Annotated in this window: 13 protein-coding genes; 12 read left to right on the top strand and 1 reads right to left on the bottom strand. The window is 62.1% G+C overall.

Annotated elements, in window-relative coordinates; genetic code table 11:
* Positions 1-81: 81 nt before the first annotated feature.
* The 7 genes from GJA_RS05905 to GJA_RS05875 all read left to right on the top strand — a co-directional run bounded on the left by GJA_RS05905 (position 82) and on the right by GJA_RS05875 (position 6,443).
* Positions 82-444: a flagellar protein FlaG gene (locus GJA_RS05905; RefSeq protein WP_038489837.1), complete on the top strand. Its 363-nt coding sequence runs from the start codon at positions 82-84 to the stop codon at positions 442-444.
* A gap of 195 nt (positions 445-639) precedes the next feature.
* Positions 640-3,327 carry a flagellar filament capping protein FliD gene (fliD, locus tag GJA_RS05900; RefSeq protein WP_038489836.1) on the top strand — a complete coding sequence of 896 codons (2,688 nt, stop codon included), beginning with the start codon at positions 640-642 and terminating at the stop codon, positions 3,325-3,327.
* 19 nt (positions 3,328-3,346) lie between these two features.
* Positions 3,347-3,790: a flagellar export chaperone FliS gene (gene fliS / locus GJA_RS05895; protein ID WP_038489834.1), complete on the top strand. Its 444-nt coding sequence runs from the start codon at positions 3,347-3,349 to the stop codon at positions 3,788-3,790.
* Entirely contained in the window at positions 3,787-4,116 is a 330-nt protein-coding gene (locus GJA_RS05890) for a flagellar protein FliT (RefSeq protein ID WP_038489831.1), read from the top strand. The genes fliS and GJA_RS05890 overlap by 4 nt, the downstream gene beginning before the upstream one ends.
* A 19-nt stretch (positions 4,117-4,135) precedes the next feature.
* Positions 4,136-5,326 carry a flagellar hook-length control protein FliK gene (fliK, locus tag GJA_RS05885; protein WP_051780357.1) on the top strand — a complete coding sequence of 397 codons (1,191 nt, stop codon included), beginning with the start codon at positions 4,136-4,138 and terminating at the stop codon, positions 5,324-5,326.
* Positions 5,307-5,645 (top strand): EscU/YscU/HrcU family type III secretion system export apparatus switch protein, encoded by a 339-nt coding sequence (locus GJA_RS05880; protein ID WP_038489828.1) that lies wholly within the window; start codon positions 5,307-5,309, stop codon positions 5,643-5,645. The genes fliK and GJA_RS05880 overlap by 20 nt, the downstream gene beginning before the upstream one ends.
* 51 nt (positions 5,646-5,696) lie before the next feature.
* Positions 5,697-6,443, top strand: coding sequence for a flagellar brake protein (locus GJA_RS05875; protein ID WP_242404455.1), 747 nt, complete (start codon positions 5,697-5,699; stop codon positions 6,441-6,443).
* 112 nt (positions 6,444-6,555) lie between these two features.
* Here the strand turns inward: GJA_RS05875 and fliE are convergent, their stop codons facing one another.
* A complete protein-coding gene (gene fliE, locus GJA_RS05870; protein WP_038489824.1) occupies positions 6,556-6,906 on the bottom strand; it encodes a flagellar hook-basal body complex protein FliE in 351 nt (116 codons plus the stop codon).
* A gap of 269 nt (positions 6,907-7,175) precedes the next feature.
* Between fliE and fliF the strand changes: the two genes are divergently transcribed.
* The 5 genes from fliF to fliJ all read left to right on the top strand — a co-directional run bounded on the left by fliF (position 7,176) and on the right by fliJ (position 12,476).
* Positions 7,176-8,891, top strand: a complete 1,716-nt coding sequence (gene fliF, locus GJA_RS05865) for a flagellar basal-body MS-ring/collar protein FliF (protein ID WP_038489822.1) — start codon at positions 7,176-7,178, stop codon at positions 8,889-8,891.
* Positions 8,884-9,882 (top strand): flagellar motor switch protein FliG, encoded by a 999-nt coding sequence (gene fliG / locus GJA_RS05860; protein WP_038489819.1) that lies wholly within the window; start codon positions 8,884-8,886, stop codon positions 9,880-9,882. Before fliF ends, fliG begins: the two co-directional genes overlap by 8 nt.
* Positions 9,875-10,612: a flagellar assembly protein FliH gene (gene fliH / locus GJA_RS05855; RefSeq protein WP_038489816.1), complete on the top strand. Its 738-nt coding sequence runs from the start codon at positions 9,875-9,877 to the stop codon at positions 10,610-10,612. The genes fliG and fliH overlap by 8 nt, the downstream gene beginning before the upstream one ends.
* Before the next feature lie 74 nt (positions 10,613-10,686).
* Positions 10,687-12,003, top strand: a complete 1,317-nt coding sequence (gene fliI / locus GJA_RS05850) for a flagellar protein export ATPase FliI (protein ID WP_242404644.1) — start codon at positions 10,687-10,689, stop codon at positions 12,001-12,003.
* A gap of 32 nt (positions 12,004-12,035) precedes the next feature.
* Positions 12,036-12,476 (top strand): flagellar export protein FliJ, encoded by a 441-nt coding sequence (fliJ, locus tag GJA_RS05845; RefSeq protein ID WP_038489812.1) that lies wholly within the window; start codon positions 12,036-12,038, stop codon positions 12,474-12,476.
* The last annotated feature ends 35 nt before the right edge of the window (positions 12,477-12,511 follow it).

Here is a 12,511-nt window from a genome sequence, read left to right as displayed (position 1 = left end):
GTAAAGTAATGGATTAGCATTGATACTGACCGGTTTCCCCGGCTGATTCCGTCAGCCGGGGATTTTTCATAAGGAAGCATCATGACAATCGATTCGATAGTCTCGGCCCCAGCGGCCAGAACGTTTGACAGGAGCGCCATCGCAGCGGAGGCCACGCAACGCACCGCGGCGCCGGTCGGCAGGGATCCACGCGCCGCTGCCGAACCGACGCCGGTCGAACTCAAGCAGGCAGTCTCGGACCTGAACAAGTCGCCCCAGGCGACCGCGCAAGGCCTGGTTTTTTCGATCGACGAAGACAGCAAACGCACGGTGGTCAAGGTCATCGACCAGTCGACCAAGGAAGTACTGCGCCAGATTCCAACCGTGGAAGCGTTGCAGATCGCTAAATCGCTGGAATCGGCGCAAGGTGCGCAAAGCGGTTTCCTGATCAAACAGACCGCCTGAAGATCGGCCCAGGCAGCACCCGCACCCCGCGCCGCCCGCCGGCGCGGGCTGTTTGACGTATTTCCCTCCCTGCCCTCCCGCTGAAAGCGCGGCCCCATTCGCGCTGCCTGAAAAAAGACGGGTAAATCCCCTTCTCAAGTCTTGATTGAATTTGCCGTTAATAACTTATATTATCGTTTTAGTTAGGAGTTCATCGTGGGCATTTCTTCGCCGGGTATCGGTTCCAATCTTCCTGTGAACGACTTGATTTCCAAATTGATGGCGGTCGAGTCGGCTCCTTTGACTTCAATGGATAAAAAGAGCGCCAATATCAGCAACAAGATATCGGCCTATGGCAAGCTGTCGGGCGCCATCAGCACCTTCCAGTCGTCATTGACCAGCCTCAGTTCGCTGTCCAGTTTCCAGTCGCTGACCAGTACCTCGTCCGATACCTCGGTGATGGTCGGCTCCGCCACCGGCAAGGCCAAGGCCGGCACCTACCGGGTCAACATCAGCCAGGTGGCGCAATCGCAATCGCTGGCGTCCACCGGCCACAAGAACTCGACCTCGGCGATCGGCCTGGGCGCCACCACCACCGTATCATTTCAGCTCGGTAACACCACCGGCGGCAGCTTCGGCCTGAACGGCACCGCGCTGGGCGCCGGCATGCGCACCGGCGGCGTCACGCCGGGCGCGCTGTCGATCAACAATACCGTGATCCCGACCGACAGCAGCATCAAGAGCGCCAAATTGCTGGCCGATGCGATCAACTCGAAAAGCGCCACCACCGGCGTGTCGGCCAAGGCCGCGCCGACGACCACCAGCGCCACGCTGTTCGGCTCGGGCGGCGCATCCAACTTCGGCAAGATCGACACCAGCGGCGGCGGCACCTACAGCCTGATGGTCGGCGGCGTGCGCATCGCCGGCCAGGCCGCCGGCGTCGGCTCGGCGGACGCCGGCAGCCTGAGTGCGGCCGGCATCGACGCGGCGCTGGCCAGCGACAGCGTGCAAAACGCGCTGGCCGAGGCCAACCTGAGTTTCACCGGCTCGGCCGCCAATGGAACCTTGCAATTTACTAACAAGGACGGCTCCAACGTGGCCGTCAGCGAAAGCGTCACCGGCGCCGTCAGCGGCGGTATCGACCATGCCGTCGGCGCCGCCAACACCGGCTCCACCACCACCGCGATGAGCTCGATTTCGCTGGTGTCCAACGACGGCCGCCAAATCTCGGTGGGCGGCACCGATCCGGGCGCCGTCGGCTTAACCAAAGGCAATGGCGGCGCTTACCAGGGCGCCACGTTTACGCAGGACGGCAAGCAGTTGAGCGGCAGCGTCACCATCGACGGCACCAACAATTCGCTGCAAGGCATCGCCGACGCCATCAACAAGGGCAATTTCGGCGTCACCGCCAGCATTGTTTCCGACGGTAGCGAGAATCCATCGCACCTGGTGCTGACCTCGACCTCCACCGGCGCCAGTTCGAGCATGAAAATTTCGCTCAGCGGCAAGAACGGCCAGCCGCCCGACGCGGCGCTGGTCAGCCTGCTCAGCTACGATCCGTCCGGTGTCCAGAACCTGAGCCAGAAGACCGCCGCGCAAAACACCCTGGCCGACGTCAACGGCATCGCGGTCAGCAGCACCACCACCACGGTGGCCGGCGCGATCGAAGGAGTCTCGCTGACCGTCGGCAGCACCGGCAGCGCCAGCCTGGTCGTGGCCAAGGACACCACCGCGGTGACCACCTCGATCACCGCCTTTGTCAAGGCGTTCAACGATCTGAACGGCCAGTTGAAGACACTGACCGGCTACGACGCCGACACCAAGACCGGCGGCATCTTGCTCGGCGACACGACCGCACAAGGCATCCAGGCCCAGTTGCGTTCGCAACTGTCGCAGGCGATTCCCGGCTTGAAAGGAAATTTGAACAACCTGAGCCAGGTCGGTATCGCCTTTCAGAAGGACGGTACGCTGTCGCTCGATTCGGCCAAGCTGCAAAAAGCCATCACCAATAACTTCAACGATATCGCCGGCCTGTTCGCGGTGGTCGGCAATAGTAGCGACAGCTTGATCAAGTTCAATAGTTCCACCTTGAATACCAAGGCGGGCGATTACCCGGTCTCGATCACCACGCTGGCCACCCAGGGCAGCCTGAAGGGCAGCAAGACGCCGCCGCTGCCGGCCACCACCGTGATCGACGCCGACACCAAGTGGGTCGTCACATTGAACGATGGCAAGGTCAGCTCGCCGGCCAACAGCGCCAGCGTGATCATTCCAGCCGGCAGCTATACACCGGAACAGCTGGCCACGCTGGTGCAATCGGCGATCAACGGCACCAGCAAGTTTTCCGACGCCGGCACCGCCGTCAGCGCCACCTTCAAGGATGGTGGCCTGGAAATCGTGTCGAACCGCTATGGTTCCAAATCGAATATCTCGATCGCCAACGACAGCGGCACCACCGTTGCCACCATTTTCGGCGGCACCGCGCCGACCAAGGTCGACGGGGTCGACGTGGCCGGCACCATCGGCGGCTATTCCGCCACCGGCGACGGACAGATCCTGACCGGCTCGCCGGGCGCGCCGATCGACGGCATGCAACTGGAAGTGACCGGCACCACCACCGGTTCGCGCGGCACGATCAGCTTTTCGCAAGGTTACGCCTACCAGATGAACAACCTGGCATCCAGCTTCATCGGCGCCAAGGGCAGCTTGTCCGGCCGGGTCACCGGTTTGAACAACAGTATCAAAACAATTGCCGATCAGAAAGATGCCTTCAGCAAAAGGCTGGTCGATATCGAAGCGCGCTACCGCAAGCAATACACCGGCCTCGATACCATGATCGCCAGCATGAACACCACCAGCACCTTCCTCGCCCAGCAACTTGCCGCGATCGCTGCAAACCGTTAATCAGACAGGAGAACAGAGTATGTTCGGTACCAGGCAAAACGGCGTCAGCGCCTATGAAAAAGTGGGCATGGAAACCGGCGTCGTCGCGGCCAGCCCGCACAAATTGATCGTCATGCTGTATGACGGCGCCCTGACGGCGCTGAATATGGCATTGATGCACATGCGCGCCGGCAATATCGCAGAAAAAGGCAAGGCGATTTCCAAAGCCCTGTTGATCATCGACAGCGGCTTGCGCGCCTCGCTCGACAAAAAAGTCGGCGGCGACATCGCCGAAGGTCTCGACTCGCTGTATGAATACATGAGCGACCGCCTGTTGATGGCCAACTTGAAAAACCAGCCGGAAATCATCGAAGAAGTACAGCGCCTGTTGATCGACTTGCGCGACACCTGGAATGCCATCGGCGCCACGCCAGCGGCCCAGTCCGGCTCCCGTCCAACCAGCTTAACGAGCGCCTATCCATGATGACCAGTCAAGAAGTGCTGTCGCAATACGAAGCGATGGTCGAAATCACCGAACAAATGGTGCAGGCCGCCGTCCAGTCCGACTGGGAATTGCTGGAGACGCTGGAAAAACGCGTCGCCGGACACGCCCGCGCCTTGCGCGAAAACGAAGCGCCGGCGCAGCTGGAAGCGGCGTTGCGCCTGAAGAAAGTACAGATCATCAAGAAATTGCTCGACGATGACCGCAAAATCCGCGACCTGACCCTGCCGTGGATGGCCCATTTGTCGAAATTGATCAACAGCACCGGCACCGAAAGGCGGCTCGTCAACGCTTACGGCGCCGCCTGACGCATAACAGGCGCGCGCCATGGACGCGATCGGCATGCAGCCGCTGACCCCGCTCAAGGGCGCGCGTGCGGCCGACACGGTCGGCGACACGCGCCAGGTCGACTTCCAGCGCGCGCTGCAAGGGCTGACCGGCAAGCTGATGCAGGGCCAGGTGATGGCCCGCCTCGGCGACGGCAGTTTTATCGTGCGGGTGGCGGGCACGCCGGCGCGCATGCTGTTGCCATCCGGCGCGCAAGTCGGTTCGGAAGTGCCGCTGACGCTGGTGGCCGTCAATCCGCGCCCCACCTTTCAAGTCGGCACCCGCGATCCCGGCAGCAGCGTCACGCTGACCTATGCCGAGGCGCAAAATGACAACGAGGCGGCCCCCGCCGATGCCAAGTCGGGCCAGACGGCCCAGGCCGGCACGGCGCAAACCGGCGCACGGGCCACCAGTCTGGCCGCCACGCTGCTCGGCAAAGCCCCGCTGACGCCATCCGGCCAACTGGCCGGCTTCGACAACGACGCGCCGGCGCCGGAATTGAGCAAGGCCGGCCGCGCCATCACCAGCGTGCTGACCCAGGCCCAAAGCGTGCCCGGCGCGCCGCTGGCGATCATCGGCAAGGCGCCGCTGGTAGTGCCGCCGGTCAATACCACACAACTGGCGCAAACCCTGCACGACACGGTCGAGCGCAGCGGCCTGTTTTACGAATCCCACGTCGCCGAATGGGCCGAAGGCAAACGCAGCCTGCAAAGCCTGATGGCCGAGCCGCAAATGCAAAAAGCATTGCAGGGCGAAATGGCCAAGGCGATGCAAGGCACCGACCTCGCCTCGGCCCAACTGATCAACCTGCAATTGCTGACCCATGAACAGGGCCGCGTGGTGTGGCACGGCGAGGCGTGGCCGGGCCAGCGCATGGAATGGGAAATCGACCAGGATGGCCAGCATGGCGGCCAGCAAGAGGCGTCCGATGACGGCGAGCAAGCGGCCTGGCGCAGCGGCGTGCGCTTCCGCTTCCCGATGCTGGGCGAAGTGTCGGCCTCGGTGACGCTGGTCGGCGGCCGGGTCCACATCCAGATGCAGACCGCTACGCCGGACAGCGCGGCCACGCTGCGCCAGCACGCCGCGGCGCTGGAAAAGTCGCTCGACGCGGCCGGTGCGCCGCTGTCGTCGCTGACCATCAGCGGCCAGGCCGCCGCGACGGAGGCCGGCGATGTCGAACCAGGGCAATAAGCGCTTGCTGCAAAATGCCGTCGCGCTGGCTTACCAGAATGGCGAAGGCGCCCCCAAGGTGGTCGCCAAAGGCAGCGGCTTAATCGCCGACAACATCATCGAACGGGCCCGCGAACATGGCGTGTTCGTCCATGAATCGAAGGAATTGGTGTCTTTGTTGATGGATGTCGACCTGGACCGCGAAATTCCACCGGCGCTGTACCGGGCGATTGCGGAACTGTTGGCGTGGTTATATCATATTGAATCTGCGCAAAAGAGCGGCGACGTATTGCCGGAAGCGCCGGACACGCGCGCCTCGCTTCCTGCCGCCCCCGAATAATAAACGCATCTTCCAATCGTACTGAGACAGGCATCAATGCAAGCACATTTTATGGATTCCGGCCTCGAAAACTGGCATGACTTTGAAGTCGAATCACGACGTGAAATTATCGCCCTGCTGCGCGGCATCGGCGAAAAAAACCAGCTGATCCGCATGCTGGTGCATGGCGAAGCCGATGTGTGCGTGACGTCGATCCTGGAAGTCGATGCGGACAACAATACCGTAATCCTCGACCGCTCGGTCAGTCCGGAACAAAACCGGCGCATCGCGGCGGCCAGCGACATCTCGTTCGAAACCACGCTCGACAAGATTCGCATCCTGTTTTCCAGCCAATTGGTATCGGAGTGCACCTACGACAATGCGGCGGCGCTGAAAATCGCGCTGCCGGCCAGCCTGATCCGTTTGCAGCGGCGCGAGTATTACCGCATGAACACGCCGGTCAGCAACCCGGTGCGCATCATCATCCCGCTGCCGCCGGAACTGGGCGGCACCGCCACGCCGTTCCCGCTGGCCGACATCAGTTGCGGCGGGATTGCGATACTGGACAATAAATTGATACTGGGCGACACCATCGGCAAGGACTACCCCGGCTGCCGCATCGACTTGCCGGACATCGGCCTGGTGACGACCACCCTGCAGATCCGCAACTCGCTGGACATGACCCTGCTGAACAACAAGCTGAACCGGCGTCTCGGCTGCCAATTCGTCGACATCCCGCGCGCCATGCTGGCGCAAGTGCAGCGCTACATCACCCGCCTCGAACGCGAACGCAACGCCCGCCTGACCGGTTTAGGCTGAACCACCACGGTTTACAAGAGCGTCGCGCAAGGCGCCCAGGACAAGGCGCATTGCCGCAGACAGTACGAATGGTCGGCAAGGCAATGCAGTCCTGGGCGCCTTGCGCGAGGCGCTACACTTGCATATTCATGATTTCGTGGTAAGCCTGTACCAGTTTATTGCGCACCTGTACGCTGGCCTGGAATTCGATGCTCGATTTCTGGCCGGCGATCATCACGTCCGACAGGCTGACGCTGTCGTCGCCCATCGTGAAACGCTTGCCCAGTTCGGCTGACGACTTCTGCGATGCGCTGACCGACTCCAGCGCGCCCTTTAATGCATCTGAAAAATTGACCTTGCTTGCCGGACTTTCCGTCTGGATAGACGGCACTGCCGCCTGAGGGCGCGTCGCCGCTGCCTTCAATTGGGCAATCATTGCCTCGATCCGGCTACTGTCGATACCGCCCATGCCGCCTGTTTTCACACTCGCCTCCCGCTTCCTGTATTTGTTGCTGCCAGAGAACAAAACCCTGGCCGTCCAGGCAACGCCGGGTACAATGGTGCATACCCACGTTGCCAGGCTTCCACAATATCAGCCGGGCGGCAAGCTGCTAGGCCGAGCAGTGGGCAAAATGCCGCTCTGTTTTAACGATGAAAGGCCGTGACGTTACCGGATAATTGTGTTTATTCATCCAAGCCTCCAGCGTGGCTTGGCTCCCTGACCACTTAAAACGACGCGTTCGGAAACCGACCATGGCTGTAGCCGAAGACCTTCAATTGAACACCCCGCCGGCGCCGGCCTTGCCCGCACCGACGCCTATGCAATCGATGCAGAATTTTGCGCAAAGTCCGATGGGCAAGAATTTCTTGCGCGGATTGGGCGTCGCGGCACTGATCGCCGTCGGCGTGGCGCTGTATATGTGGAACCAGCCGCCGGAATACCGCGTGCTGTTTTCCAATTTCACCGACCGCGACGGCGGCGCCATCACCGCCTCGCTCGACCAGCTCGGCATCAAGCACAAGTTTTCCGAAGGCGGCGGCGCGATCCTGGTGCCGGCCGAGCAAGTCCACGATGCGCGCCTGAAACTGGCGGCGCAAGGCTTGCCGAAGGGCGGCAATGTCGGTTTCGAGCTGATGGAAAACCAGAAACTGGGCGTGTCGCAATTCCTGGAGCAAGTCAATTTCCAGCGCGCGCTGGAAGGCGAACTGGCCAAATCGATCGAATCCGTATCGGCGGTCGATACGGCGCGGGTCCACCTGGCGCTGCCGAAGCCGTCGGTATTCGTGCGCGACCAGCAAAAACCGACCGCGTCGGTGCTGCTGAACCTGCGTCCCGGCCGCGCGCTCGATCAATTGCAAGTGAGCGCCATCGTGCACCTGGTCGCCTCCAGCGTGCCGGAATTGCTGCCAGCCAATGTGACGATTGTCGACCAGGCCGGCAATTTGCTGTCCGACCAGAACCGCGACAAGGATAAGCTGAACGGCAAGAATCTCGATCCGAACCAGCTGAAGTATGTGCAGCAGTTGCAGCAAAGCGTGAACAAGCAGATCGAATCGATCCTGCTGCCGATCGTGGGGCAAGGCAATGTACGCGCCGAAGCGACCGCCGATGTCGATTTTTCGCAAACCGAGCAAGCGGCAGAAACCTACAAGCCGAATTCGCCGCCGGAAGCGTCGGCGATCCGCAGCCAGCAAACCAGTGAAACCAGCGGCGGCGGCAATGCCAACCCGTCCGGCGTGCCGGGCGCGCTGTCGAACCAGCCGCCGGGCGTGGCTACCGCGCCGCTGACGGCCGCCGCGCCGACCGGCGCCCCTGCCCCGGCGCCGGCCTTGCCGACGCACAAGGATGCGACCACCAATTACGAGGTCGATAAAACCGTCCGCTACGAACAGAAATCGATGGGCGGCTTGCGCCGGCTGTCGGTCGCGGTGGTGGTCAATTACCGCCGCAGCGTCGACCAGAATGGCAAGGTCACGGTCAAGCCGATCCCGGATGCGGAAATGGCGCAGATCAATAACCTGGTCAAGGAAGCCATGGGCTACAACAAGGAACGGGGCGACAGTTTCAGCGTCGCCAATTCGCCGTTCGACGGCATCGACCGTGCGCCGGAGGCGGCCGTGGACTGGTGGCGCGATGCGGCAAACTTGCCGCTGGCCAAGGAATTGGCGAAATTCCTGATCACCGCCTTGATTTTGCTGTATTTATTCATCAAGATCGTGCGTCCGATGATGCGCCCGGTATTCCGCAAGATCGACGATTTCGCCGCCGCGCCGCCGCCGGAAGAACCGGTGCTGAGCAAGGATGGCGAAGAAAACGAAGTCTTGCTGACCGAAAAAGAGCTGGAAAGAATGGAAGAAGACACCGCCCGCGGCTACCGCGACAACCTGGCGATGGCCAAGAAGCTGGCGCAGGAAGATCCACGGGTGGTGGCCAACGTGATCAAAGCATGGGTAGGCAATAATGACTGAAACGACAGGGCTGCAAAAAGCCGCCATCCTGATGCTGGCGATGGGCGAAAGCGAAGCGGCCGAAGTGATGAAATTCCTCGGCCCGCGCGAAGTGCTGAAACTGGGCGCCGCGATGGCGACCATGAAGGGCATCGCGCACGACCAGGTGGTCGAGGTGCTGGACGACTTCCGCTCGCAAACCCAACTCAATTCCACCGTCGGCCTCGATTCCGACGAATACATCCGCCAGGTGCTGACCAAGGCGCTGGGCGACGACAAGGCGTCGGTGTTGCTGTCGCGCATATTGGGCGGCAAGGACGCCTCCGGCATCGAATCGCTGAAATGGATGGATTCGCAATCGGTATCCGAGCTGATCCGCAACGAACATCCGCAAATCATCGCCACCATCCTGGTCCACCTGGAACGCGACCAGGCCTGCGAAATCCTCGGCCACTTCACCGACCGGCTGCGCAACGACGTGGTGTTGCGCATCGCCACGCTGGACGGGGTGCAGCCGGCCGCGCTGCGCGAACTGAACGACGTGTTGACGAAACTGTTGTCCGGCAATGAAAATATCAAGAAATCGTCGCTGGGCGGGGTGCGCGCCGCGGCCGAGATCCTGAACTTCATGAGCGGCGAGCAAGAAGGCTCGGTGATGGACAATATCAAGAATTACGATAACGATATGGCGCAAAAGATCATGGACGAAATGTTCGTGTTCGACAACGTCATCGATATCGACGACCGCGGCATCCAGCTGCTGTTGCGCGAAGTCCAGTCGGAAATGCTGATCATCGCCTTGAAGGGCGCGTCGCAAGAGTTGCGCGACAAGATCTTCAAGAATATGTCGCAGCGCGCCGGCGAAATGATGCGCGAAGACCTGGAATCGAAAGGACCGGTGCGCCTGTCCGAAGTCGAGGCGCAGCAAAAGCAAATCCTGCAAATCGTGCGCCGCCTGGCGGACGAGGGGCAGATCGTATTAGGCGGCAAAGGCGAGGATTCGTTTGTCTAATTTACCAAAAGAGCAGCAAACCGCTTACCAGCGCTGGGAGATGACGTCCTTTGGCGACGACCGTCCCAGCGTCGTCGAGGCACGCAAGGCGCAGGAACAGGAACGCGCGGCCTTGCAGGAAGTCATACAGCAAGAGCAATACGCCGACGCGGCGCCGCCGCTGGAACATCCGACCCAGCAAGAACTCGATGCGATCCGCGAGCAGGCCCGCGCCGAAGGTTACGATGCCGGCCGGGCCGCCGGACACGCCGATGGCCATGCCGCCGGCCATGCGCAATCGTATGCCGAAGGGAAAGCCGCGGCGCAAGCCGAATTGCTGCACCTGCAAACACTGGCCCGGGAATTCGGCGCCGCGCTGGCCGGGGCCGACCAGTTGATCGCCAATGAAGTGCTGGACTTGTCCTTGCACATGGCCAAGATCATGCTGAAAACCGCGTTGCCGGTGCGCCCGGAACTGGTGTTGCCGGTGGTGCGCGAAGCGATCGAATATTTGCCGGTGCTGCAACAGCCGGCCTTGCTGATGCTTCATCCCGACGATGCGCAAGTGGTACGCGACGGCATCGCCGAAGAACTCGACAAGGCCGGCTGGCGCGTCATCGAAGATCCAGCCGTCGAACGCGGCGGCTGCAAGATCGATACCGCCAGCAACCAGATCGACGCCCAGACGTCGGCCCGCTGGCAGCGCCTGACCCACGCGCTGGGCAAGGATCTCGATTGGCTGGCGCCGTGAGCGGCAATCCGCACGTGGCGCGCTGGGCCGCTTTCCTGCACGATTGCGATGCGGTGGCCGGTTTCGTCGAACCGATGCAAATTTCCGGCCGGGTGACCCGGGTCGCCGGCCTGGTGATGGAAGCGGTCGGCCTGCGGCTGGCGGTCGGCGCCGCGTGCACCGTGCCGCTGCCGAATGGCGGCCGGGTCGAGGCCGAAGTGGTCGGGTTTGACGGCGACCGCTTGTTCCTGATGCCGCAAAGCGATGTCGAAGGGATTATCCCCGGCACCCGGGTGTTTCCGGTCGAACCGGCGATTCCGCGTCCCGGCAGCGTGGCCCATCCACGCCGCCGCCCCAGCGACCGGGCCCGCCACTTGCCGGTCGGCCCGCAATTGCTGGGCCGCGTGCTCGATGGCGCCGGCCGCCCGCTGGACCAGCTCGGTCCGCTGCACACCGCCGACAGCGCGCCGATCAATGTGCGCCCCGCCAATCCGCTGGGGCGCGCGCCGATTGTCGATACGCTCGATGTCGGGGTGCGCTCGATCAACAGCATGCTGACCGTCGGACGCGGCCAGCGCATGGGCTTGTTCGCCGGTTCCGGCGTCGGCAAGAGCGTGCTGCTGGGCATGATGGCGCGCTACACCGAAGCCGACGTGATCGTGGTCGGCCTGATCGGCGAACGGGGCCGCGAAGTGAAGGAATTCATCGAGCAAATCCTCGGCGCCGACGGCCTGGCCCGCTCGGTGGTGGTGGCGGCGCCGGCCGACACGCCGCCGCTGATGCGCCTGCAAGGCGCGGCCTACGCCACCGCGATCGCCGAATATTTCCGCGACCAGGGCCAAAACGTGTTGCTGATCATGGATTCGCTGACCCGCTACGCGATGGCGCAGCGCGAAATCGCGCTGGCGATCGGCGAACCGCCGGCCACCAAGGGCTATCCGCCATCGGTGTTCGCCAAATTGCCGGTGCTGGTCGAGCGGGCCGGCAATGGCGAGGAAGGCGGCGGTTCGATCACCGCGTTTTATACCGTGCTGACCGAGGGCGACGACCAGCAAGATCCGATCGCCGATTCGGCCCGGGCGATCCTGGATGGCCATATCGTGCTGAACCGGCGCCTGGCCGAAGCCGGCCATTACCCGGCGATCGATATCGAACAATCGATTTCGCGGGCGGCCCACTCGATCACCAGCCATGAACACCAGCAAAAAGCCCGCCGCCTGAAACAATTGTATTCGCGCTATGAGCGCAGCCGCGACTTGATCAGCGTCGGCGCCTACAGCCCCGGCACCGATCCGGTATTGGACCAGGCGATTGCGCTGCATGAAAAGATTGAGGCGTTTTTGCAACAGCAAATCACGGAAAGAGTGGGCATGACCGAGAGCTTGGAGCAACTTACCGCTCTATTCGAGTGATCACCGGCAATCTAAGCGGCCTATAATTCATCATGGCTTCACGTTCCCAACTAGAAACACTGATCGATCTGGCACAGCGCGAAACGGACGACGCTGCGAAGCGCCTTGGCGCGGCATTAAAAGCGGTCGATGACAGCCAGCAAAAGCTCGACATGCTGGCCAACTACCGCGAGGATTACGCGCAGCGTTTCCAGGCGACGATGGCGGATGGCATGACGCCTATGGCCTATCGTAATTTCCAGGCCTTCATGGGCAAGCTCGACAGCGCTATTCTCGGGCAACAGGAAGTCGTGAATTTTGCGCGCGTGCGCAGCGACCAGGAAAAAACCGCCTGGCAAGCCGCCGAACGCAAGCGCATGTCGTACACCACGCTCGATACCCGGGCGCAGGAACATGCGTTAAAGCTGGAAAACAAGCGTGACCAGAAAGCGATGGACGAACATGCGGCGCGGCAAGCGTATTACAAACGCTGACAGCGCACCAGGCCAGCAAACCGATCGGTTCAACA

This window comes from Janthinobacterium agaricidamnosum NBRC 102515 = DSM 9628, from assembly GCF_000723165.1.
Lineage (GTDB): Bacteria > Pseudomonadota > Gammaproteobacteria > Burkholderiales > Burkholderiaceae_D > Janthinobacterium > Janthinobacterium agaricidamnosum.
The sequence above is the reverse complement of the archived record's forward strand: the minus strand, read 5'-3'. Positions and strand labels throughout refer to the sequence as shown.